General features: G+C 66.7%; 22 protein-coding genes. 12 read left to right on the forward strand and 10 right to left on the reverse strand.

Annotation, left to right across the window (positions count from 1 at the left end):
• Window positions 1-8: 8 nt before the first annotated feature.
• The 3 genes from QFZ94_RS11365 to QFZ94_RS11375 form a co-directional block, all read right to left on the reverse strand.
• Entirely contained in the window at window positions 9-1,703 is a 1,695-nt protein-coding gene (locus QFZ94_RS11365) for a formylmethanofuran dehydrogenase subunit A (protein WP_429456909.1), read from the reverse strand.
• Window positions 1,700-3,079 carry a formylmethanofuran dehydrogenase gene (locus tag QFZ94_RS11370; RefSeq protein WP_429456911.1) on the reverse strand — a complete coding sequence of 460 codons (1,380 nt, stop codon included), beginning with the start codon at window positions 3,077-3,079 and terminating at the stop codon, window positions 1,700-1,702. The genes QFZ94_RS11365 and QFZ94_RS11370 overlap by 4 nt, the downstream gene beginning before the upstream one ends.
• A 294-nt stretch (window positions 3,080-3,373) precedes the next feature.
• On the reverse strand, window positions 3,374-4,123 hold the full coding sequence (locus tag QFZ94_RS11375) for a HisA/HisF-related TIM barrel protein (RefSeq protein ID WP_429456913.1): 750 nt from the start codon (window positions 4,121-4,123) through the stop codon (window positions 3,374-3,376).
• Between the two features lie 16 nt (window positions 4,124-4,139).
• Between QFZ94_RS11375 and QFZ94_RS11380 the strand changes: the two genes are divergently transcribed.
• From QFZ94_RS11380 to QFZ94_RS11390, 3 genes are all read left to right on the forward strand, one after another.
• Window positions 4,140-5,183, forward strand: coding sequence for an ATP-grasp domain-containing protein (locus tag QFZ94_RS11380; protein ID WP_368624041.1), 1,044 nt, complete (start codon window positions 4,140-4,142; stop codon window positions 5,181-5,183).
• Window positions 5,180-6,289 carry a hydantoinase/oxoprolinase family protein gene (locus QFZ94_RS11385; protein ID WP_429456915.1) on the forward strand — a complete coding sequence of 370 codons (1,110 nt, stop codon included), beginning with the start codon at window positions 5,180-5,182 and terminating at the stop codon, window positions 6,287-6,289. Before QFZ94_RS11380 ends, QFZ94_RS11385 begins: the two co-directional genes overlap by 4 nt.
• Before the next feature lie 162 nt (window positions 6,290-6,451).
• The gene (locus QFZ94_RS11390; protein WP_176107471.1) at window positions 6,452-7,042 is read left to right on the forward strand and encodes an aspartate kinase; all 591 of its coding nucleotides are present in this window, start codon (window positions 6,452-6,454) and stop codon (window positions 7,040-7,042) included.
• A gap of 14 nt (window positions 7,043-7,056) precedes the next feature.
• Here QFZ94_RS11390 and QFZ94_RS11395 read toward each other — a convergent pair whose 3' ends face one another.
• From QFZ94_RS11395 to pqqA, 3 genes are all read right to left on the reverse strand, one after another.
• A complete protein-coding gene (locus QFZ94_RS11395; RefSeq protein WP_429456917.1) occupies window positions 7,057-7,800 on the reverse strand; it encodes a (5-formylfuran-3-yl)methyl phosphate synthase in 744 nt (247 codons plus the stop codon).
• 23 nt (window positions 7,801-7,823) lie between these two features.
• Window positions 7,824-8,423 (reverse strand): DUF447 domain-containing protein, encoded by a 600-nt coding sequence (locus QFZ94_RS11400; RefSeq protein WP_429456919.1) that lies wholly within the window; start codon window positions 8,421-8,423, stop codon window positions 7,824-7,826.
• 105 nt (window positions 8,424-8,528) lie between these two features.
• Window positions 8,529-8,684, reverse strand: coding sequence for a pyrroloquinoline quinone precursor peptide PqqA (pqqA, locus tag QFZ94_RS11405; protein WP_368586109.1), 156 nt, complete (start codon window positions 8,682-8,684; stop codon window positions 8,529-8,531).
• Window positions 8,685-9,103: 419 nt separating this feature from the next.
• Here pqqA and QFZ94_RS11410 point away from each other — a divergent pair, with 419 nt between their 5' ends.
• From QFZ94_RS11410 to rpe, 8 genes are all read left to right on the forward strand, one after another.
• Window positions 9,104-10,603: a form I ribulose bisphosphate carboxylase large subunit gene (locus QFZ94_RS11410; RefSeq protein ID WP_429456922.1), complete on the forward strand. Its 1,500-nt coding sequence runs from the start codon at window positions 9,104-9,106 to the stop codon at window positions 10,601-10,603.
• Between the two features lie 117 nt (window positions 10,604-10,720).
• Window positions 10,721-11,149, forward strand: a complete 429-nt coding sequence (locus QFZ94_RS11415; RefSeq protein WP_429456924.1) for a ribulose bisphosphate carboxylase small subunit — start codon at window positions 10,721-10,723, stop codon at window positions 11,147-11,149.
• A gap of 61 nt (window positions 11,150-11,210) precedes the next feature.
• Window positions 11,211-12,206 (forward strand): CbbX protein, encoded by a 996-nt coding sequence (cbbX, locus tag QFZ94_RS11420; RefSeq protein WP_429456926.1) that lies wholly within the window; start codon window positions 11,211-11,213, stop codon window positions 12,204-12,206.
• A gap of 27 nt (window positions 12,207-12,233) precedes the next feature.
• Entirely contained in the window at window positions 12,234-13,337 is a 1,104-nt protein-coding gene (locus QFZ94_RS11425; RefSeq protein WP_368586113.1) for a class 1 fructose-bisphosphatase, read from the forward strand.
• 45 nt (window positions 13,338-13,382) lie between these two features.
• On the forward strand, window positions 13,383-14,255 hold the full coding sequence (locus tag QFZ94_RS11430) for a phosphoribulokinase (RefSeq protein WP_429456929.1): 873 nt from the start codon (window positions 13,383-13,385) through the stop codon (window positions 14,253-14,255).
• Window positions 14,256-14,300: 45 nt separating this feature from the next.
• Window positions 14,301-16,352: a transketolase gene (gene tkt / locus QFZ94_RS11435; RefSeq protein ID WP_429456931.1), complete on the forward strand. Its 2,052-nt coding sequence runs from the start codon at window positions 14,301-14,303 to the stop codon at window positions 16,350-16,352.
• A gap of 44 nt (window positions 16,353-16,396) precedes the next feature.
• On the forward strand, window positions 16,397-17,434 hold the full coding sequence (fba, locus tag QFZ94_RS11440) for a class II fructose-bisphosphate aldolase (protein ID WP_410849792.1): 1,038 nt from the start codon (window positions 16,397-16,399) through the stop codon (window positions 17,432-17,434).
• 22 nt (window positions 17,435-17,456) lie between these two features.
• Entirely contained in the window at window positions 17,457-18,164 is a 708-nt protein-coding gene (rpe, locus tag QFZ94_RS11445; protein WP_410849793.1) for a ribulose-phosphate 3-epimerase, read from the forward strand.
• 13 nt (window positions 18,165-18,177) lie between these two features.
• Here rpe and QFZ94_RS11450 read toward each other — a convergent pair whose 3' ends face one another.
• Genes QFZ94_RS11450 through QFZ94_RS11460 form a run of 3 tightly spaced genes read right to left on the reverse strand, consistent with a single transcriptional unit; the run spans window position 18,178 to window position 22,219 of the window.
• The gene (locus tag QFZ94_RS11450) at window positions 18,178-19,560 is read right to left on the reverse strand and encodes a DUF6513 domain-containing protein (protein WP_429456935.1); all 1,383 of its coding nucleotides are present in this window, start codon (window positions 19,558-19,560) and stop codon (window positions 18,178-18,180) included.
• On the reverse strand, window positions 19,539-20,159 hold the full coding sequence (locus tag QFZ94_RS11455) for a flavoprotein (RefSeq protein ID WP_429456937.1): 621 nt from the start codon (window positions 20,157-20,159) through the stop codon (window positions 19,539-19,541). The genes QFZ94_RS11450 and QFZ94_RS11455 overlap by 22 nt, the downstream gene beginning before the upstream one ends.
• Window positions 20,156-22,219, reverse strand: coding sequence for a sigma-54-dependent Fis family transcriptional regulator (locus QFZ94_RS11460; protein WP_429456939.1), 2,064 nt, complete (start codon window positions 22,217-22,219; stop codon window positions 20,156-20,158). Before QFZ94_RS11460 ends, QFZ94_RS11455 begins: the two co-directional genes overlap by 4 nt.
• A gap of 386 nt (window positions 22,220-22,605) precedes the next feature.
• Here QFZ94_RS11460 and QFZ94_RS11465 point away from each other — a divergent pair, with 386 nt between their 5' ends.
• Window positions 22,606-23,112: a dihydroneopterin aldolase gene (locus QFZ94_RS11465; protein WP_429456941.1), complete on the forward strand. Its 507-nt coding sequence runs from the start codon at window positions 22,606-22,608 to the stop codon at window positions 23,110-23,112.
• Between the two features lie 46 nt (window positions 23,113-23,158).
• On the opposite strand, the gene QFZ94_RS11470 is transcribed toward QFZ94_RS11465, so the two are convergent.
• Window positions 23,159-23,536 carry a hypothetical protein gene (locus QFZ94_RS11470; RefSeq protein ID WP_368586122.1) on the reverse strand — a complete coding sequence of 126 codons (378 nt, stop codon included), beginning with the start codon at window positions 23,534-23,536 and terminating at the stop codon, window positions 23,159-23,161.
• Window positions 23,537-23,572: the final 36 nt, after the last annotated feature.

The following is a 23,572-nucleotide window of genomic DNA, read 5'->3' on the forward strand; positions in this document are numbered from 1 at the left end:
TGGCCGCGTCAGGTTAGACATTCGACGGGCAACAGCCGCCCGCCGCGGCAGCAGCGGCAGGCTTCGTCGTCGCTGATCGCGGCGTGCGCGAAGTTGCTCGCGAGATTAGCGTCGCTATACGCGCGCAGCGTTTTCTCGATACCGCGATCGAACTCCGGCGCGACGAAATGGATGCCGCCCGTCGGCGTCGCGACCAGCGTGCCGTCGCGCGCGACCAGTTCGCCGTCCTTGAACACATACGCGGGCGACGTGAACATCCGCTCGCGGTCCGGCTCGTCGCGATAAACCGCGATGTCCGCCGCCGCGCCCGCGCCGAGATGGCCGCGATCGCGCAGACCGAGCAGCCGCGCGGGACCGGCGCGCGTGATGATCGCGATCTCGTACAGCGAGAATTCGCGCTTGAGTTCCGGCAGCGCGCTGGCAACCTGCGCTTCGGGATGCAGCTTCGCAAGCTGCTCATCGCGAAACGCTTTATCCATCAGCAGGCGGATCAAATGCGGATAGCTGGTGAACGGGCCGCCGTTCGGATGATCGGTGGTCATCGCGACGCGCCACGGGTCGTTGACGAGCAGAAAGATTTCGAGCCCGATGATCCATTGCAGCGCGTTCACATAGCTCTGTTCGCGATAGCGGAACGGCAGCACGCCGCAGCCCGCGTCGCATTCGATATCGCCGACTACCCACTTGTGCGGCCGCGCGAGCGGCGCGTTGCGGAACTGCATCATCGTGTCACCGGAGGCCGTGACGGTCTGTCCGAAGATGATCTGGCCGACGTCGATCGACACGTTCGGCCGCGCGTTCACGGCCTCGGCAATCTGCCGCGCGCCCGACGAAAACTTGCGCGAGCCCTCGGTGCCGTAGCTGTGAAACTGGATATGCGTCAGATGGATCGGCAGGCCGTCGGCGGCGTCCATCGTCGCGATCGTCGATGCGAGGTTGCCGGGCACGCCGAGGTTGCTCGTGTGCACGTGCAGCGCATGCGGCACGCGCAGCTCGGTCAGCGCGCGCGTCAGCGTGCGCAGCACGTCGCGCGGCGTGATGCCGTAGTGCGCGTGCGGTTCGTCGACGTCGAGCGAGCGCTGGTTGAACTTGAACGCGGAGATGCCGCCGGGGTTCACCACCTTGACGCCGAGCGCCTTGCTCGCGTTGATCGTCCAGCCGACGTAGTCGCGCAGACGTTCGAAGTCGTCGCGTGCGGCGAGCATTTGCAGGAACAGTTCGTCGTTGCCGAGCATCACGTACGCGCCGTGATCGATGATCGGCGTGTCGCCCATTTCGAGGTGCGTGTGGCGCGCGTTCGACGGCATCATCGCTGGTTCGAACGCAGCCGTGTACCCCATTTCGGCGTAGCGGTAGCCGGTCGCTAGCGTGCCCGGCGTGCAGACGCCGCACGAAGGCAGACGCAGATAGCGGCCGTTGTCGTCGCGCGCCGCTTCGTAGGCGGCCTCGCGGCGCGCGTCGGCGCGATGGTCCTCGGGCAGCAACAGACGCGACAGATTGGTTTTGCCGCCGCCAATATGCGAATGCAGATCGATGCCGCCCGCCATCACGATCATGCCGGTCGCGTCGTATTCGCGATCGACGGGGGTGGTGGAGGGAACATCGACGATGCGGCCGTCGCGGAACGTGAGATCGCGGCGCTCGCCGTTGACGTTGTTGATCGGGTCGAACAGCGTGCCGCCCTTGAGCCGAACGAGAGTCATGGCCGATCCTCGCGCGGATTCGATCGTTCGCTCAGTCGTTCGTGCAACTGCGCGGCAATCGACGCCACAGATTCCAGCGCAGCACCACGCGCGGCAGTGAGCGGCATAACGACCGTACCGTCGACGCGGAACAGATGGCCGCCGCTATCGATGCCCGGAGTCGCGACCGGCACGAACACGGTGTTCGCTCCGCGTGCCCTGGCGGCATTCGCGAGCGCAGGATGACCTAGCACGATCAGTGGCAGCGTGGGATCGAGCGACGCGGGCCATGCATGCGGCTCGAAGCCTGCGATCCACAGCAGCGCATCGACTTCGCGTTCGGCGAGCAGCCGCGCGGTCCGATAGCGGTACGGATCGTGATCGAGCGGCGCGGCGCCCGTGACGCGCGCCGGCATCGACACGCGCGTGCGCAGCGGCAAGCCTGACAGCCACGTGATGGTCTGGTTGACCGTCAGCGCGCCATCGTCACCGCCGAGCGCGACACATGCCGCGCGCGTCGTGCGATTCACGGCCTTGACGATACGGTTCAGCGCTTCTATCAGCAGCGCCGCGTGCGGCGCGGGCAGCGCGGCCGGTTCATAGACGACTACCGTGTAACGTGCGCTGGCGATGCGCGCGTGCAATGACGCGAGCGCAGTCGCCACGTGGCTCCGGCTGCCATCGCCGTGGCTTAGCGCGGCCGCGTCGCGTCCTTCGGCGAGCGCCGACCACAGCGCGAGCGTGTCATACGGATCAGTGTCGTGCAGCAGCGAGTCGATACGCGTTTGCGGCAAGCCGGCCGCCCCCGGGTCCGCCTCGCAGCCGACGAAGACCAGTTTGCGCGCGAGTTCGGTGCCCACCAGCGCGCGCGTGAAGAAGCGCGGGTAGCGCAGCGACGGCTGACAGCCGAAGAACACCAGGAGGTCGGCGCGCGCGCGCACTTCGGAGAGCGTCGTGAAGAACGCGCCGCGATCCTGCAACGCGAGCGTCGCGGGCGTCAGCGCATCGCCGTGCAGATGATCGAGTATCGCACCGCAGGCGGCGGCGAGCGGATACAACGCGCGGGTGCCGTCGACATCGGTCGCGAGGCCGCCGAACAGCGGGCGGCGCGCGTTCGCGAGCAACTGCGCGGCGCTCGCCAGCGCGGTATCCATGTCCACTTCGCTGCCGTCGACCACGCATCTGCATTGCGCATCCGTCGCGCCGTACTGCGCTAGCGCGTGAGCGAGCCGCGAGCATTCGGTGTCGGGCACTTCGAGCGTGCCGTCGTCGTGGGAAGCGGCGACCAGGTCGTCGCACAGCAAAGGGCAGAACGGACAGATCCAGTCGCGTGTGAGCGTCGCGGCGCGGGTTGCGCTCGGGCCAGGGGTCGATGGATCGGTTGCGGGACTATGCATGGGCCAGGTTTAGCAAGCTCCATGCCGATCTTTCTACGAATCGTCAGCGGGCGAGCACCGCGCTGAAGCGGGCCGCGCTTACGGTCATGCTGCTTTGCATTCAGCGATCAACCTGCGCGACGTACCGGCGACGAGCGTGCCCGATCGCGCGTCGGCGCGCGGGTTCACAGGCCCGCTGCGCCATACAAAATGTGTGCCGTTCTGGAGCAGAGTGTCACACGCAAACTGTCCGGCTTGTGTTGCGTTTACAGACAGCGCTGTCAGAACGCGTGGCATGGAAATTGTATGGAAGGCCTACGCCGAATCGGAAGGCGCGCAGTCGATCTGCCGATCGTGCAGCGCGGACGCCACCAGCCAGGCGCTTGCGCCGGTGGCGGCCGCGGCGGCCAGATCGTCGCGATTGCGGATACCGCCCGCGCCGATCAGCGTGGTGTGAGCGGCGGCTTGCGCGCGCAGGCGCTCGAATGTCGCGAGATCGGGGCCGGCGTAGCTGCCGACCTGGTCGAGCGTCATCGCGATCACGCGCGACGGCCACCATGCCGACGAGCGATCGAGCGCGGTCGCGGCGAGCAGTTCGCCGGCGCGATGATCGAGCGACAGGATCGGCGCGAGGCCGGCGCGCTGCGCCGCATGCACGGCACGGATTTCGCGAAGCGTCTCCGAGCCGAAGACCGGCACGAGGGTCGCAGGGATTGAATTGGCAGTAGGGCTGTCGAGTTGATCAACAGCAGCGTCGATGCGCTCGAACAGCGCGCGCATCGATGCGTAGTCCGCGAAACCCGCGTCGAGCCACAGTTCGATGCCGGGCAGCGCGGCACGCAACGCGGCAAGCGTCGAAGCATGCGCGCCGCGCTGCAGGATGGCGCCGAGATCGGCGATATAGAGCGTGCGCGCGCCGCTGGCTTCGAGTAGCGCGCGGGCGGTAGCAAGTGGGTCGCTCGTCGCGACGAGGCGGGACCGGATGGGCCGATAGGCGCTCCGCTCGCCGCGTACCGCGCGGACGACCTGACCGTCGAGCAGATCGAGAACAGGTATCACCTGCATAGAGGGGCGCTTTCCTTTGACCAAGATCTTTGTTTATGAGTATCTCACCGGCGGCGGCATCGACCCCGAACTCGCCGGCGCAGGCAGTCTCGCCGATTTGAGCGCGCTGATCGTCGAAGGACGCGTGATGCGCGACGCACTGGTCGCCGCCTTGCGTGAACTGGACGGCGTGCACGTCACCTTCGCGACCTCGCGCTTCGAAACACCAGCGGCGGGCGACGCTCATTGTATGGCCGCGCCCGGCGAATCGATGACGGCGTTCGTCGCGCGCGTGGCGCGCGAGCACGACTACGCGTGGGTGGTCGCGCCGGAATGCGACGACCTGCTGCTGCGCTTTCACGATGCGGTCGGCACCGCCCGTTGGCTCGGCTGCGCGAAGGAAGCGATCCGCGTCGCGTCGAGCAAGAGCGCGACCGCGGCGTGTCTTGCCGCGCATGGCATTGCGACGACGCCGGCGCTCGAACCCGGCGACCCGGCCACGCAGCACGGCGGCCGCTGGGTCGTGAAACCGGACGACGGCGCGGGCGGCCTCGACACGATCGTCTACGAACGCCTCGCCGATGCCTGCGCCGAGTACGAAGCGCGCGCGGCGGCCGGGCGCAATCCGGTGCTGCAAGCGTGGGTCGATGGCGAGCCGTTGAGCCTGTCGCTGATCTGCCGCGGCGACGCGACCAAGCTGCTCAGCATCAACCGTCAGCAGATCGGGCTGAGCGGCGGCGACGCGCCGGGCGAGGTGGCGCGGATCGTCGAGTTCGACGGCGTGCTGGTCGATCAGATCGACCAGCACAGCGACATGGGCCGCGCGCTCGACACGCTCGCGCATCGCGTCGCGCGGGCGATCCCGGGTTTGCGCGGCTTCGTCGGCATCGATGTCGTTTGGCATCCGCAGCGAGGGCCGGTCGTGATCGAGGTGAATCCGCGTTTGACGGTCGCTTATGCCGGGCTGTCGGCGGTGCGCGGCAGCGGCCTGACGCGCGCGCTGCTGGCCGCGCATGGCGTGCGACTCGAGCGCTGCGGTGCGCCGCGCGCCAATCCGCTCACATTCGAGGTGCGTCCTTGAGCCCCGCCCGTTCGAACCCGGCGGTGCGGTTCGGCTGGGACGTCGGCGGTGCGCACGTGAAGGTGTCACTCATCGACGGCAGCGATGCCGTGCACGACGTCGTGCAATGGCCGTGTCCGCTGTGGCAGGGTCTCGACCATCTGCACCGCACGATCGACCTCGTCTTCGAGCGCTGGCCGCAGGCGCGCACGGGCGCCGCGCAGCATGCGGTGACGATGACCGGCGAGATGGTCGACCTGTTCGCGGATCGCGCCGAAGGCGTGCGCGCGATCGTGGCCGCGCTCGCGCAGCGGCTCGGTTCATCACTGCGTTTCTACGCCGGCGACGCCGGCTGGCTCGCCGCCGACGACTGCGCGGCCGGCTGGCGCCAGGTCGCGTCGGCGAACTGGCTCGCGACCGCGAGCTGGGTCGCTACCCGCATGCCGAACGCGCTGCTGATCGACATCGGCAGCACCACCACCGACATCATTCCGATCGTCGACGGCCGGGTCGTCGCGCGTGGCGCGACCGATGCGGGCCGGCTCGCGAGCGGCGAACTCGTGTATCACGGCGTCGTACGCACGCCGTTGTGCGGCGTCGCGCATCGGATCGAATTCGGCGGTGCCACGCTGAACGTGATGAACGAATGGTTTGCGACCACCGCCGACGTCTACCGGCTGACGGGCGAACTGGACCCGCTGCACGACGTGCAGCCGAGCGCCGACCAGGGGCCGAAGACGCCGGCGGCGAGCCGCGCGCGGCTCGCGCGCATGATCGGGCACGACGCGCACGACGCGTCGGACCTCGAATGGCTGCACTTTGCGCGGCGCTGGCGCGCGCTGCAGGTGCGCGAAATCGGCGCGAACCTGATGCGCGTGGTCGCCGCGCAGCCGGCGCTCGCGGCCGCGCCGCTGGTGGGCGCGGGCTGCGGCCGCTTCCTCGTCGCCGCCTTGGCGCGCGACGAAGCGCGCGGCTATATCGACTTCGGCGCGTTGGCGGGCGTGCCCGATGCCAGCGCGGCGTGGGCGGCGACCTGCGCGCCGAGCGTGGCGGTCGCGCTGCTCGCGGCGCGCGAACCGGGAGCGCAGCGGCGAAGCGCGCGTGGCGTCGCCGCGCGCGCGGCATGAGTTGACCGGTGCGGCGCCGCCCGAATACACGGCGCCAACGCACGAGTAGCGCAAAGAGGGACAGTGGGGACGATTGGGCGAGCGGGACAAGTTCGGTGATGAACGAGGTTGCGAATCGACGCGACCCGGCCGGGCACTCAACTGGACGCGAGGACAACAGTCATGTGGGTGGTCAAGATCGGAGGCAGCCTCAGTCACGACCCGGCACTGCGCCACTGGCTCAGCGAGCTATGCGAAGTCGGCGGCGGACGCGTGGTGATCGTGCCCGGCGGCGGCGATTTCGCGGACAAGGTGCGGCAGTATCAGGGCGAGTGGAACTTCGACGATCTGGCCGCGCACAACATGTGTCTGCTCGCGATGACGCAATATGCGCTGCTGATGCAAGGTGTGTCGCCCGAACTGGTGATCGCGTCGAGCGAGGCGAAGATTCGCCGCACGTTGCGCGACGGCCACGTCGCCGTGTGGGTGCCGACCGCGCTGATGCGCGACACGCCCGACGCGATGAGCAACTGGGATACGACCTCCGACAGCCTTGCCGCCTGGCTATCGACGATGCTCAACGCGGAGCGGCTGATCGTCGTCAAATCCTGTCCGATCGCCGCCGACGATCCGCTCGAAATGCTGGCCGCGTCGGGGGTGGTCGACCGCAAGTTCGTCGACTACGTGACGGATGCGAACTATGTGGTCGAACTGCTCGACAAGAGCAACGTCGCGCTGATGCGCGACCGTTTGCTGAATATTCCGGTGATGTGAGGGATGGCTGAACCTTAGAGCCGCGTCGCGCTCGTCGAGCCCGGCAGCGGTGCGCCGCCATCGACGCGGATTTCGCCAGCCGGCCGATGCAACGCGCTTGCCCATTGCGCGACGCGCTCGGGATCGAGCCGCGAGCGGCGCCCGTCGGCGCACAGCGCGGTGCGAAAACCGGCCACGTCGGGCGCCAGCGCGCGGATCTGCGGCAACTGCGCCCAGCCGAGCGCACCGGCGATGCCCACCATTGCGCCGCGCTGACGCGCGAGCCGCAACCAGCGCGCGAGCGAGTCGACATCGACGTGATCGAACAGCGTGCCGCCGTCCTTGCTCGCGGTATCGAACATCAGGCCGGCAAAGCCGAGCGCCGCGGTGTGGCTGACGAGGTCGTCGTCCATGCCGCCGTCGCATAGCAGCACCGGCACGACGGTGGCCGGCAGATTCGCGAGTTGCTCGATGCAGTGCCGCGCGGCCGGACCGCGCGCGACCCCGACCTTCACATAGTCGACGCCGGCGTCGCTGACGTCGATCACGCGCGTGGCGATCTCGTCGAACGCATCGGCCGGCACGTCGCCGATCGCCGCGCTGATCGGCTTGACCGGATAGCGCGCCCGCAGCTGTCGCGCGATGTTCGTAATGGCGCCGATCGACAGGCCGCCGAGCGCGCCGTCGTTCGGTTCTTTCAGGTCGATCAGCTCGGCGCCGGCGCGTGCGGCGTCGAATGCTTCCTCATCCGAGCGGACGCTCGCAAGCAATGCGGTCATCAGGGTTCTCCCGGCAAACGGGTTCAGTGATGGGCGGACGTGGCGGCGTGATTGGCCGCCCCTTCCAGATTCGCGCGGTAGCGCGCGACCGCGGCGACGAGCCAGCCCCATGCGGTGCGCTCGTTGTCGCCGGCGGTTTTGTCGATCGCGATCTGCAGATACGCCATTTCTCGATCGACCTTATCGGCCGGCAGCATGAAAAGCCGGCTTACCAGAATCGCGCCTTCCACGACCGCCGACTGCGCGCGATTGAAGCCCGCGAACGGCGCGTGGTTTTCGCGGTGCACGCATTTCATCGCCAGTACCGGGCGCTCTTTGTCGTCTTGCAGTTCGTCGAGTTCGAGTTCGGCGTGGGCCAGCGATTCGGCCAGCCGCACGCTCGCGACGCGACTTGCGGCCACGGTCGGCCAATCGGTCGCGTAGTGCGTGACGCAGCCCGCGAAGATGCGCACGTCGGTGGTGAAATTGAGCACGGCCGAGCGCGTCGCGACGATGTTGTCGAGCGTAACCGACGGTCGGAAAGGCGAAAGGATGATGCGCTCACCCTCGTAGCGCGCGCCCATCGGCGCGATATGAGGACGGCCATCGCACGCTGCCGTGGTGACGATCGTTTCGTGGATCATGGTTGGGAACGTTTGTCCCGACAGCGCCGGAAGGCCGGCCGTCAGCAGAGGTCAAACACAAACGGGAACCGCAAAGGGGCCGCGGCGTGCGGCCCGGTTGCGGGCTTAACGCGTAGCGACATACATCACGATTTCAAAACCGAGGCGTACGTCGGTGTAGCTCGGAGTCGTCCATTGCATACGTGCTTCCTCCTTCGGTTGAAACTGCGGTTGGAACTGCGGTTCGAACTGCTCTGAGCCGCCGGCCCGGCGAAATTTCATGCCAGATGTCGACAGCAGCCGGCATCACGCAATCTCCATGCCCGTGCGTGTGCCGGCCGGCCAGGCGGGCGCGGATTCGAGCGCTAATACAGCGCTCGGCGAATTGCGCCACGCCCTGGCGCTTGCGCGGGTTGCCAGACGCAACCGTCCGCGCGTTGTGGCGGAAACGAAGCAAAGTGTTCCACGCGATTCGCTATTCCGATTGCGCTGTCACGCCGTGCCCCTCCCCCACACTAAGCGATTCTGCTCCCATTGCCGTTTCATGGCGTGAAAAAGAAACTAACGATGTGATAGCGATAATCGATCCATTAAGTCTGCCAAATAAAATCGTGAATTCCCCTTGGGCGTGTCCATGCCTACAGTGCAACTCAAGCGCTTCGTTCTTCCGGCAGTGCGCTTGCCACCTTCGAGGACACGTCATGAACGATTTCAGTCAACCGCCGATCCAGCCCGGACATCAAGCGCGCGATCCGCACAATCCGCGCGAGCGGTACGCGGCGGGCGTGATGAAATACCGCGAGATGGGTTACTGGCAACCGGACTACGAACCGAAAGAGACCGACGTGATCGCGCTCTTTCGCATCACGCCGCAACCCGGTGTCGAACCAGAGGAAGCGGCGGCCGCGGTGGCCGGCGAATCGTCGACCGCGACGTGGACGGTGGTGTGGACCGACCGCCTGACCGCCTGCGACATGTATCGCGCGAAGGCGTACCGCGTCGAACCGGTGCCGGTGTCGCGCGCCGACGAGCCGCAGTACTTCGCGTACATCGCGTATGAACTCGATCTGTTCGAAGAGGGCTCCGTCGCGAACCTGACCGCGTCGATCATCGGCAACGTGTTCGGCTTCAAGCCGCTGAAGGCGTTGCGGCTCGAAGACATGCGCATCCCCGTCGCGTATCTGAAGACCTTCCAGGGGCCGCCGACCGGCATCGTCGTCGAGCGCGAAAGGCTCGACAAGTATGGACGGCCGCTGCTCGGCGCGACGGTCAAGCCGAAGCTCGGGCTGTCGGGCAAGAACTATGGACGGGTGGTCTACGAGGGCCTGCGCGGCGGCCTCGATTTCCTGAAGGACGACGAGAACATCAACTCGCAGGCCTTCATGCATTGGCGCGACCGCTTCCTGTTCGCGATGGAAGCGGTGAACCGCGCGCAGGCCGAAACCGGCGAGGTCAAAGGGCACTACCTGAACGTGACGGCCGGCACGATGGAGGACATGTACGAGCGCGCCGAATTCGCGAAGGAGCTCGGCTCGTGCATCGTGATGATCGATCTGGTGATCGGCTGGACCGCGATCCAGTCGATGTCGCGCTGGGCCCGCAAGCACGACATGATCCTGCATCTGCATCGCGCGGGGCATAGCACGTACACACGGCAACGCAATCACGGCATCTCGTTTCGCGTGATCGCCAAATGGCTGCGCATGGCGGGCGTCGATCATGCGCACGCGGGCACCGCGGTCGGCAAGCTCGAAGGCGATCCGCTGTCGGTGCAGGGCTACTACAACGTGTGCCGCGACGCGCACAACGCGGTCGACCTGTCGCGCGGCCTATTCTTCGATCAACCGTGGGCCGGCTTGCGCAAGGTGATGCCGGTCGCCTCGGGGGGGATTCACGCGGGGCAGATGCATCAACTGCTCGACCTGTTCGGCGACGACGCGATCCTGCAGTTCGGCGGCGGCACGATCGGCCATCCGGCCGGCATCCAGGCCGGCGCGACTGCGAACCGCGTCGCGCTCGAAGCGATGGTCAAGGCGCGCAACGAGGGCCGCGACATTCTGCGCGAAGGGCCCGACGTGCTCGAAGCCGCCGCGCGCTGGTGCACGCCGCTCAAGCAGGCGCTCGATACGTGGCGCGACGTGACTTTCAACTACGCGTCGACCGACACGCCCGATTTCGCCGCCACACCGACCGCGGCCTAAGAGAGCCGAGCGTTACTCGCCAGCGCTTCACGAGCGCATCCGCAACGCGGTGCCACGGCACCGCGCGGGGCGCCGTTGACACCGTTCTGAACGCGACATCCATCAACGAGGTTCGTCATGCGTATTACCCAAGGAACGTTTTCTTTTCTGCCCGAGCTGACCGACGAGGAAATCGGCCTGCAGATCGACTATGCGCTGCGCCAGGGCTGGGCCTGTTCGGTCGAATTCACCGACGACCCGCATCCGCGCAACACGTACTGGGAAATGTGGGGTCTGCCGATGTTCGACCTGCACGACGCGGCAGGCGTCTTGCAGGAGGTCCGGGCCTGTCGCGAGGCGCGGCCGCAGCACTACATCAAGGTCAACGCCTTCGATTCGGAGCGCACCTTCGAGACGATGCGCCTGTCGTTCATCGTCAACCGGCCGGATGCGGAGCCGGGCTTCCGTCTGTCGCGTCAGGATGCGCAGGGGCGCATGCAGCGCTACAGCACGACGGGCTATGCGATCGACCGGCCGGCGGGCGAGCGCTACGGAGCGACGGGCTGAGCCGCTGACCGGGCACGAGGGTGCAAGCCAGGCACACGACAACCCGCAGCAAGGAGGAGCAATGACTGACGCCGCCATCGTGGACGCAGTGCCCGCGTCCACCGCGCACCGCGACGACGCCACCCCCCACATCGACCTCGCGGCGCTGTACCGCGACTCGGGCATCGGCGACGTGCTCGGCGAACTCGATCGCGATCTGGTCGGGCTCGCACCCGTGAAGACGCGCATTCGCGAAGTCGCCGCGCATCTGCTGGTCGAACGCGCACGGGCTTCGCTCGGTCTCGCGGGCGGCGCGCCGACCTTGCACATGTGCTTCTCCGGCAACCCCGGCACCGGCAAGACGACGGTCGCGCTGCGCATGTCCGAGGTGCTGCACCGGCTCGGCTACATTCGCCGCAATCATCTGGTGTCGGTGACGCGCGACGATCTGGTCGGCCAGTACATCGGCCATACCGCGCCGAAAACGCGCGATGTGCTGAAGCGCGCGATGGGCGGCGTGCTGTTCATCGACGAAGCGTATTACCTGTATCGCCCGGAGAACGAGCGCGATTACGGGCAGGAAGCGATCGAAATCCTGCTGCAGACGATGGAAAACCAGCGCAGCGACCTGGTCGTGATTCTGGCCGGCTACGCGTCGCGGATGGAAGTGTTCTTCGAGAGCAATCCGGGTTTCCGCTCGCGCATCGCGCATCACATCACGTTTCCCGATTACGAGGAAACCGAACTGCTCGAAATCGCCGAGCGGATGCTCGACACCATGCACTACCGCTTCGATGCCGCGTCGCGTTGCGCGTTCGCCGACTATCTGGCGCGCCGCATCCGTCAACCGAATTTCGCCAACGCGCGCTCGGTGCGCAACGCGCTCGACCGCGCGCGGCTGCGCCAGGCGAACCGCCTGTTCGCGAGCGCGTTGCAGGGTGGCGAGCCGATCGACGCCGCCACGCTGACGCTGATCGACGCCGCCGACGTGCGCGCGAGCCGCGTATTCGACGAGCCCATGCAGCCGTCCTTGCCACCGCCTTCCACCGCGCGCGCCGTCACGGTGCCGCCGGGCTGAATCTCGACACCATCGAAGGAGAACGCCATGCAGGACGGACGCACGACACTTTCGAAGTTCCTGATCGACACGCTCGATCGCCCGCCATGTACGGAAAGCACGCGGGACACGGCGGGACTCTCCGCGCTGCTCATCGACGTCGCGGCCGCCATCAAATCGATCTCGGCGATGCTGACCAAGGGCGCGTTAGGCGGCAACTACGGTTCCGCGCAAACGCTCAACACGCACGGCGAGGAGCAGAAGAAGCTCGACGTCTCCACCAACGAGATTTTCGTTCAGCAATGCGAGTGGGACGGCTTGCTGGCCGCGATGGTGTCGGAGGAAATGGAGCACGTGTACCCGATTCCGCCCGAGTATCCGCGTGGCGAGTATCTGCTGGCGTTCGATCCGCTCGACGGCTCGTCGAATATCGACATCAACGGCGTGGTCGGCTCGATCTTTTCGGTACTGCGCACCCGCGATCCGGCGGAGGATGCCAGCAGCGAAGCCGCGTTCCTGCGGCCGGGCTGCGAACAGGTGGCGGCCGGCTACGCCGTGTATGGACCCTCGACGATGCTGGTGCTGTCGGTCGGCAACGGCACGCACGGCTTCACGCTGGAGCGCGACATCGGCAACTTCGTGCTTACGCATTCGAACATCCGGATTCCGGAAGAAACCGGCGAGTTCGCGATCAACGCATCGAACGAGCGCTTCTGGGAGCCGCCCGTGCGCCGCTACGTGCAGGAGTGCAAGGACGGCCGCAGCGGCTGCCGCGCGCGCGACTTCAACATGCGCTGGATCGCGTCGATGGTCGCGGAAGTGCATCGCATCCTGATGCGCGGCGGCGTGTTCATGTATCCGCGCGACTCGAAAACGCCGGCCATGGAAGGGCGCCTGCGCCTGCTCTACGAGGCGAACCCGATGAGCTTTCTGGTCGAGCAGGCGGGCGGTCTCGCGATTACCGGCCGCGAGCGCATTCTCGAGCTCGCGCCGCGCGCGCTGCATGGCCGCGTGCCGGTGATCCTCGGCTCGAAGAACGAGGTCGAGCGCATTGCGCGCTATCACGGCGAATACGACCGCGGCGAGGACAAGCCGTTCTCGTCGCCGCTGTTCGGCACGCGCTCGCTGTTCCTGCCGGATTTCACGGCGTGATCAGCGGCTCACGAGACGAAGAACCAGTCATCCGGAGACAAACGTATGTCAGTCAAACATCCGATCATCGCGGTGACCGGCTCGAGCGGCGCGGGCACCACCACCGTCATGAAGAGTTTCATGCATATCTTCAGACGCGAGCACATCAATGCGCAGATCGTCGAAGGCGACGCGTTCCATCGCTACGACCGCAACGGCATGCGCGCGGCGATGCAGGAGCGCGAACGCGACGGCGTGCCGAATTTCAGTCACTTCGGGCCGGAAGCAAACCTGCTCGAAGAACTCGAAACCCTGTTCACGCGCTACGGCGAAAACGGCGGCGGGCAGTTTCGTCGCTACGTGCACGACGCGGCCGAAGCGCAGTTGTACAAGCAGGACAGCGGCACCTTCACGCCGTGGGAAGACGTCGCGGCCAATAGCGACCTGATGTTCTACGAAGGGCTGCATGGCGCCGCGGTGACCGACAAGGTCAACATCGCGCGGCATGCGGATCTGCTGATCGGTGTCGTGCCGATCATCAATCTCGAATGGATCCAGAAGCTGCACCGCGACCAGACGATGCGCGGCTACACGCACGAAGCGGTGGTCGACACGATCCTGCGCCGTATGCCCGACTACGTGAACTACATCTGCCCGCAGTTCTCGCGCACGCATGTGAACTTCCAGCGCGTGCCGACCGTGGACACGTCGAATCCGTTTACCGCCCGCGAGATTCCTCAGCCGGACGAGAGTTTCGTGGTGATCCGCTTCGCGCGGCCGAAGGGCATCGACTTCCAGTATCTGCTGACGATGCTGCCCGACTCGTTCATGTCGCGCCCGAACGTGATCGTCGTGCCGGGCGGCAAGATGGGGCTCGCGATGCAACTGATCTTCACGCCGATGATCCTGCAACTGATCGACCGGCGCTCGCGCGCTTGAGCACAACGCTGCCCTGCCGACGTTCGTTTCGCAAGGAGAATTTCGATGAGCGCAGTCGCGCAACCGCTTGACGCACCCGCCGCGCGCCCGATGGCCGACGCGCTGCGCATGCTCGCAATCGACGCGGTGGAAGCCGCGAAGTCGGGACACCCCGGCATGCCGCTCGGCATGGCCGAGATCGCGGTCGCGTTGTGGGACCGGCATCTGAAGCACAACCCGCGCAATCCCGCGTGGCCAGACCGCGATCGGTTCGTGTTGTCGAACGGACATGGTTCGATGCTGCTGTATGGACTGCTGCATCTGACGGGCTATGACCTGCCGATCGACGAATTGAAGCGCTTTCGCCAGTTGCACGGCAAAACCCCGGGGCATCCCGAGGTGGGCGTCACACCCGGCGTCGAGACGACCACCGGACCGCTCGGCCAGGGGCTCGCGAACGGCGTCGGCATGGCGCTCGCCGAGGCGTTGCTCGCACGCGAGTTCAACCGGCCCGGGCACGGAATCGTCGATCACCGCACCTATGTGTTCGCCGGCGACGGCTGCCTGATGGAGGGTATCTCCCACGAAGCGGCGTCGCTCGCGGGCACGCTGAAGCTCGATAAGCTGACGGTGCTGTACGACGACAACGGCATCTCGATCGACGGCAACGTCGCGCAATGGTTCGCCGACGACACGCCCGCGCGTTTCGCGTCCTACGGCTGGCATGTGGTGCGCGAGGTGGACGGCCACGACGTCGATGCGGTCGATCGCGCGTTGCTCGCGGCGCGCGCGACCGGCCGGCCGACGCTGATCTGCTGCCGCACGGTGATCGGCCAGGGCGCGCCGTCGAAGGCCGGCACGCACGACGTGCACGGCGCGCCGCTCGGCGCCGACGAGGTGGAACGCACACGCCGCGCGCTCGGCTGGCCGCATCCGCCGTTCGAGATTCCGGACGAGATTCGCGCGAACTTCGACGCGAGCGCGCGCGGTGCCGCCGCGGAAGCCGAGTGGCGCGCGCGTTTCGATGCGTATCGCCAGCACTATCCGGTGGAGGCCGCCGAATTCGAGCGGCGTGTGCAGGGCCGCTTGCCCGCGCATTGGTACGACACGGTTCGCGCGCTGCTGCGCGATGCGGATTGCGCGGCGGAATCGATCGCGACGCGCAAGGCTTCGCAAAAGGCGATCGGCGCACTCGCGCGCAGCCTGCCGGAGCTGCTGGGCGGCTCCGCCGACCTGACCGGTTCCAACCTGACGGACTGGCCGGGCGCGATCGACGTGCGCAGCGATGAAAACGGCTTACGCGGCGGCAACTACGTGCACTACGGCGTGCGCGAGTTCGGCATGAGCGCGGTGATGAACGGCATCGCGCTGCATCGCGGCTATCTGCCGTTCGGCGGCACCTTCCTGACCTTCTCCGACTACGCGCGCAACGCGTTGCGCATGGCCGCGCTGATGAAGACGCGCTCGATCTTCGTGTTCACGCACGACTCGATCGGCCTCGGTGAAGACGGGCCCACGCATCAGGCGGTCGAACACGCGGCGAGCCTCCGGCTGATTCCGGGGCTCGACGTCTGGCGTCCGTGCGATACCGTCGAGACCGCGCAGGCGTGGGCCAGCGCGGTGGAGCGGGAAGGACCGTCGTGTCTGTTGCTGAGCCGGCAAAACCTGCGTTTCGTCACGCGCTCCGCCGTGCAGATCGCCGCGATTGCGCGGGGCGGCTATGTGTTGCGCGACTGGCTCGATGACGGAGGGCAAGAGCAACCGGCGCGTGTCGTGCTGATCGCCACCGGCTCGGAAGTGTCGCTCGCGCTCGACGCGATCGCGCCGCTCGCGACCGCCGGCATCGCCGCGCGCGTCGTATCGATGCCATCGACCACCGCGTTCGACCGGCAACCGCGCGCCTGGCGCGACGCCGTGCTGCCGCCGGGCGTGCCGCGTGTCGCAATCGAGGCGGGCGTGCGCGCGTTCTGGCGGCAATACGTCGGGCTCGACGGCGGCGTGGTCGGCATCGATACGTTCGGCGAATCGGCCCCGGCCGCCGCGTTGTTCGAGCATTTCGGGCTGAACGCGCAGGCGGTGATCGACGCAGCGCGGCGCGTCGCGGACCGCGCGCGTTGAGCACGCCGCTCGACAAGATTTCATTTCATATCGAGGAGCACGCAATGGCCTTCATCACCCTGCGGCAACTGCTGGATCACGCGGCCGAACACGACTACGGCGTGCCCGCGTTCAACGTCAACAACATGGAGCAGATTCACGCGATCATGCGCGCGGCCGAGGCCACCGATAGCCCGGTGATCCTGCAGGCGTCGGCCGGGGCGCGCAAGTATGCGGGCGAGCCGTACCTGCGCCATCTGGTGCTCGCCGCGCTCGAAGCGCACCCGGACATTCCGCTCGTGCTGCATCAGGATCACGGCGCGAGCCCCGCGGTGTGCCAGCAGGCGATCCGCTCGGGCTTCACGTCGGTGATGATGGACGGCTCGCTGTTGCCCGACCAGAAAACGCCCGCCGCGTACGACTACAACGTCGACGTGAGCCGGCGCGTGGTGGACGCCGCGCATGCGGTCGGCGTGTCGGTGGAGGGCGAGCTGGGCTGTCTCGGCTCGCTCGAAACCGGCACGGCAGGCGAGGAGGATGGCGTCGGCGCAGCAGGCAAGCTGACGCGCGAGCACCTGCTGACCGACCCCGACGAAGCGCGGCGCTTCGTCGACGCGACCGGCGTCGATGCGCTCGCGATCGCGATCGGCACTTCGCACGGCGCGTACAAGTTCAGCCGCGAGCCGACTGGCGACATCCTCGCGATCGACCGGATCGCCGATATCCATGCGCGCATTCCCGACACGCATCTGGTGATGCACGGTTCGTCGTCGGTGCCGCAGGAATGGCTCGCGGTGATCCGCGAATACGGCGGCGAGATTCCGACCACCTACGGCGTGCCCGTCGACGAAATCCGCCGCGGCATCGCGCACGGCGTGCGCAAGGTCAATATCGACACCGACATCCGTCTCGCGATGAGCGGCGCGATGCGCAAATCGCTCGCCAATGCGCGCTCCGAGTTCGATCCGCGCGCGGCCCTGAAGGCGGCCACCGCCGCGGCTAGCGCGATCTGCATCGAGCGTTTCGAAGCGTTCGGTTGCGCGGGGCAGGCGGCGCGCATCAAGCCGCTGCCGCTCGACACGATGGCGAGCCGCTATCACTGACGCCACTGGTACGGAGAACGCAATGCGCGAATTCCTGATTGCTCCGTCGCTGCTGTCGGCGGATTTTGCCCGCCTCGCCGACGAGATTCGCGACGTAACGGCGGCCGGCGCGGACTGGATTCATCTGGACGTGATGGACAACCACTATGTGCCGAACCTGACCGTAGGGCCACTCGTGTGCTCGGCGATCCGGCCGTACACGTCGCTGCCGTTCGACGTGCACCTGATGACCACGCCGGTCGATCCGCTGGTGTCGGCGTTTGCCGAGGCGGGCGCGAACCTGATCAGTTTTCATCCGGAGGCGACGCTGCACGTGCATCGGACCATCGAGCTGATCCGCTCGCACGGCGCACGCGCGGGGCTCGCGCTGAATCCGGCGACGCCGCTCACGGTGCTCGATCATGTGCTGGAGATGCTCGACGTCGTGCTGGTGATGTCGGTGAATCCGGGCTTCGGCGGCCAGGCGTTCATTGCCGAGACGCTCGATAAGCTGCGGCGGCTGCGCGAGCGCGTCGACACGACGATGCAGCGCACCGGGCGGCCGTTGCTGATCGAAGTGGACGGCGGCGTGAAGGCGTCGAACATCGCGCGTGTCGCCACGGCGGGTGCCGATGTGTTCGTTGCGGGATCGGCCGTGTTCGGCGCGAGCGATCGCGCGCAGGCGATTCGCGGCATGCGCGGCGAACTGGCTACCGTCGACGAACCCGCGGCCGTAGCGGCCATGCAGTGACGGCGCGGCAGGTTCAGCGCTTCTTCATCGTCTCGCCCGGCCCGCACCAGACGCTGAGATCTTCCTCAGGCCGGTCGACCGCGCAGCCCCAGTCGAGCGGCTGGTCCTGATCGAAGCGCTTGCCGAGCCGCCACGCGATTTCCGCGCGCGCAAGCTGCACGCCCATGTAGAACGCGTGGCCGCCGTCGGTTTCGAGGTTCAGCTGCGGGTACAGCGCGAACGGATCGTCGCCGCGTCGATGGCCGTCGCGGTTGTACACGTGAATGCCGTCGGCGCTGATCTGCACGCGGAAATTCGGATCACGCACGGCGCGCGCGAATTCGTCGATTTCTTCGGCGCTGTACAGAAAAGGCCGTTTCGCGTGGACCGTTGCAAGCTCGGTGCTGATGCCCTTCGGCAGCACTTGCGCATCGCGTGCGGCATGCATCACGCGGCGCGCGATATCGGCTTCGCGCAGCGCGCGCCGCGCATGCAGACTCACCGAAGTCGTCAGCACCGCGCCAACGCGCAATTCGGCCGCCATGCCGAGCAGCACCGCGTTGATGCCGCTCGTGTCCGCCTCGGTCAACTCGGTCACATTGCCGATGCCCATCATGATCGCGATGTCGGGATAGCGCTCGCGCAAGCGCACATAGCGCGCAATCGACGTGGCCAGCCCGAACGGAATCGGATCGAGAATCGGATCGGCGAGAAACGCGCGGCCGCGCGCGGTTAGCGCGTCGATCGCGGCGTCGAGCGAGGCGGCGTCAGCGGGTTCGCGCGCGACTAGGATCGGCGTCGACGGCACTTCGTCGGCGATCCAAAGCGTGTCGACGTTCAGGCTCATCAGATAGTCGGCGCCCGCGCGGCCGCCGCGCAGCAGTTCGTCGTTGCGCATCGAATCGACGCTGACGCGATAGCCTTCGGCCTTCAGGCGCCGTACTGCGTCTTCGAGATGCGGAAACGGCGTGTCCGGCAGACAGCCGATGTCGATCACGTCCGCGCCCTGGGCCGCATACTCGCGCGCCCTTGCGGCGATGCCGTCGAGGTCGAGCCGCGGCGCATCGACGATCTCCGCGAAAATCTCCGTGTCGTAGCGGCTCAGGTCGAACGGCTTCGCCTTGTGGCCGAAAAACTGCGGCAGGTCCTTGACCTCCTCGGGACCGCGCTCGAACGGCACGCCGAAGTGCGCGCTCAGCGCGTGGAGATCGCCGCGGCAGCGGCCCGGCACGATCACGCGCTGCGCGGCGAGCGGGGTGGGCAAGCGGCGCTGGATCATGTCGGCGGTCATCAACGCGGCGACCTGCAGGCCGATTTCGCGCACCTCCCAACTGAACGGCGCCGGCGCCATGCCGTCGAGCACGCGCCGCAGGCTCGGTTCGGCAAGCCGGCCGGTCAGGAAGAGGATGTGGTCCATGCGAGATCGAGGGTCGCGAGGCGTTGGGCGAGCGCCGCTTCGAGTTCGTCGAGCGAGCGCGCGAGCGTCGTGTATTCGAAGCGTGCCAGACGCTCGACGTTGTCGAGTTCGATCGCCCGTGGCCGCAGTTCGACCCATTCGTCCGGGCTATGCGTGATCACGCTCGGTTCGGTGTCGCATGCAAAGACGATGCCGGGGATGCATTGTTTGCCGGCCTGCGCGTACATGTTGGTCGGCAGAGTATCGGAGATGCCGTAAGCGCATTTGGCGACCGTGTTGCTGGTGGCTGGCGCGATCACGACCGTGTGATAGACGCCGTGATACAGCATGCCGACCGGTACGCCGCTCGCGCTGTTGTCGCGCAGCACCCGGAACTGTTCGCGCAGCTTGTCGAGCGGCCAGCCATAGAGCGGCAGCACTTCCTCGGCCGCCGCGGACAAAAACAGATCGACGCGCGGCAAGCGCCGCGCGAGCGCGATCGATTCTTCGAGCATGTGACCGGAGCCGGTCACGCACCACGCGAAGCGTGCATCCGGCTTGAAGTCGGCGAGATCGCGGGCGGCCTTCGGCGCTGACTCGTTAGGGGACGGCTGGGTCATGCGTCGAGATCGAGCGGCATACCGTCCGGCGGCGAGCCTTCGTGCGACAGCCGGATGTGCAGCCGGCGCATCTTGCGGTACAGCGTGTTGCGGCTGATGCCGAGCGCCTTCGCGACGTTGCTGACGTTCCAGCGATGCTCGTCGAGCAGCGACAGCACCGTCTCGCGCTCGTTCAGCTGGATCGCGTTCAGCGAAGAAATGTCCGCTTCGTCGGCGAGATGCCCGTCCATGTCCGCGTTCGCGAGGCGCAGCGCGGTCGGCAGGTCGACCGCCGAGGTGCGTTGCGTGACCTCGGGCGGCAGATGCTCGCAACGGATCGGCTCGCCGTCTGACAGCGCAATCGCCATCTGCAACACGTGACGCAGCTGACGGATGTTGCCGGGCCACGCATAAGTGAGCAGCGCGTGTTCGGCTTCCGGCGTCAGCTCGGGCGGATCGTCGGTTTCGTTGGCGAGCAGATGATGGATCAGCGGCAGCTTGTCGACGCGCTCGCGCAGCGCCGGCAGATTCAGCTCGACGCCCTTGAGCCGGTAATACAGGTCCTCGCGGAACTGGCCGCTTTGCACGAGTTCGAGCAGATTGCGGTGGCTCGCGCTGATCAGCTGGAAATTGACCTTGACGGTGGTCTCGGCGCCGAGCGGCGTGACCTCGTGTTCCTCGATCACGCGCAGCAGGCGCGCCTGCAGCACGAGCGGCATGTCGCCGATCTCGTCGAGGAACAGCGTGCCGCCGTTGGCCTGCACGATCTTGCCGCGCCGTCCTTCGCGCTGCGCGCCGGTAAACGCACCGGCGCGATAGCCGAACAGCTCACTCTCGATCAGGTTCTCCGGCAGCGACGCGCAGTTCACCGGCACGAACGGACCGTCGGCGTGCGGGCTGATGCTATGCAGCGCCTGCGCGAAGACTTCCTTGCCGGTGCCGGTCTGGCCGCGCAGCACGATCGGAATCTTGCGCTGGATCACGCGCGCGGCGAGTTGGATCTGCGAGGCCATGCGCGGGTCGCCGAATTCGAGGTGCGCGATTTCGTCGAGCTTCGGTACCGGCGCGTGCTTGTCGTGTTTCTCGTGCTTTTCGGGGGCGCTGCTGCGGATCGCGGAGTCGGTGACGATCACGCGCGTCACGCGCCCGGTGCCGTTCTGCGGCGTCTGCGCAACGAGGAAAAAGCGGTTCGTCGCATTCGCGCTGTAGACGGTGACCGGATGGAACGAGCCGCGAATGCTGCGCGCGATCATGTCTTCGAGCGACGCGTTGAACGCTTCCTCGATACGCCGGCCGCGTAGCTCGCTCAGCGAGCGGAAGCCAAGCTGGAACAGCGCGCTGCGATTCGCGGCGCGCACGGTGCTGTCGTCGCCGACCGCGAGCTTGCCGCCGTGCAGCGTGCCGACGAATTCCGGGCGGCTGTGGAAATGGATCATGTTGGCGTGCCGGTAGCGCGCATCGAGCAGACGGTTTTCGATCATCTGCCGCGACATGCCGACCAGCACCAGCGAGTGCTGCTGCAGCAGCTTCGAGCGGCTCGTGACGTCGAGCACGCCGGCGATTTCGCCGCCGTCGTCGAAGATCGGCGCGGCCGAGCACGTGAGCGACGTGTAGCGCGGATAGAAATGCTCGTGCTGACAGACGGCGATGCAGTCGCGCTCCGCGAGGCAGGTGCCCATGCCGTTGGTGCCGGCTTCGCGTTCGCTCCACAGCGCGCCGACGCGAAAGCCGTCGGCGGCGACCGCCTCGGCGAACGGCACGGACGACACCTGATGCACGATCACGCCGCCCGAATCGACCAGCACAACCGCGAGCTCGGGATCGGCGAGCTGCTGATAGAGCGTCGTCATCTCGAGCTTCGAACACGCGATCAGATCGCCGAGCGCCTCACGGCGCGCGCTGAGTTCGTATTCGGTGAGCACCGGCGGCGGCACGAAACGCGCGGGGTCCAGCTGGAATTCGTTGATGCAGCGCGTCCACGACTGAGCTACGGGTTCGCTTGTCGGGCGCGTGGTCAACTGGTGGTTGACCACGTTCAGAACTTCCCGGACGTGCGTACTGCTGTCAGCGAGCAACGACATGGGATTTGTCTCCGTTGCGACATTTCGGAAGCGTGACGGCTTTGCACGCTGCGAATGCCGCTTTATCAAGCCTGTCTGCCCTTGGTGCGGCGGATTCTCGGTCCGTCTGCTCCCTCGCGACCGGCCCTGCTACGAGGCGGATATTTAAAACTGTACGCTCGATGCAAGATCGGTTCAACAGAAAGTGACTGTGGGTTTACCTCACCGTGCCCGGAATTTGCTTTTCTCGATGCGCGATGCGTTATACCGTTTTGCAGGTTGCATGCCTGTCGCAGCTTCGACACAGAGTGTGCCGCGCGTCGCGCAGTTCCACTGTTCTACTGTTGCATCGTTCGCTGTTCATCACAGGCTGTTTAATCTTGGGCCGCGCCGCGGCGGAGACCATCATGGATCGTATCGATACTGTTCGCCTTGCCGCATTTTCCAGCCTCGACGCCAATCCCGGCTCGCAAGCCGGCGCGTTGCCCGAGCGCCTCGACATCGTGTTCATCGAGAACTTCATCGGCCAGACGGTCATCGGTATCGACAGCAGCGAGTTGCATGTTGCGCAACCGGTGCGCGTGAATCTGGCGATCGGCGTGCCCGCGATCCGCGCGTGCGCGACGGACCGGATCGAAGATACGGTCAACTATGCGGCCGTGCGCGAGGCGCTGCTCGAGCTATTCGCGTCGCATCGCGTGCGTCTGCTGGAGGCGCTTGCGGAGACGATCGCGCAACTGCTGATCGCTGACTTCGGCGCGCACTGGGTGCGCGTGTCGCTCGCGAAGCCGGCCAAGTTCGCCGACCTCGCGGCCGTCGGCGTGCAGATCGAGCGGCGTCGCGGCGATGGCCCGGCGCCCGCCGTGGGGCTCCCGTGTTACGCGTCGCTCGGCAAGGGACTGGTGCCGAATTGACGGAGAGAGCGGGCACGCCGGACGCCCGGCGCGTCTCGAACCGTCGTCATTTCGCCACGGTCGACGTTTTCTGCGGACCGAGTCCGCACGCCTGGTACGCGCTCGTTTGCAGCGCGCGGAATTTCCTGGTTTGAGCCTTGGCGTGATCGACGCGGAATTCCGCGCCGCCTTCGCCGCCGAGCGTCGCGTACTTCGAGAAGGTCGACTGGTCGACGAATTCGTCGTACGGCAACGATGCGGCCATTTTGTCGATCACGCACGAGCACTTGTAGACGTTTGCGAAATCGTGGCCGTTGTCGTCCATGCAGCTGAGCACGTATTCGACGCGGCCCTCGGTCGGATAGTTATAGCCGCTCGCCCACGCGAGCGGCGCGGCGAGCATGAGCGAGGTAAAGGCGAGAAGTGCGCGACATCTATTAGTCATTGAATGCCTCTGCGAGAGCATTGAACCCGCTTCGCG

Source organism: Paraburkholderia sp. JPY465, assembly GCF_050436725.1.
Taxonomy (GTDB): Bacteria; Pseudomonadota; Gammaproteobacteria; order Burkholderiales; family Burkholderiaceae; genus Paraburkholderia; species Paraburkholderia youngii.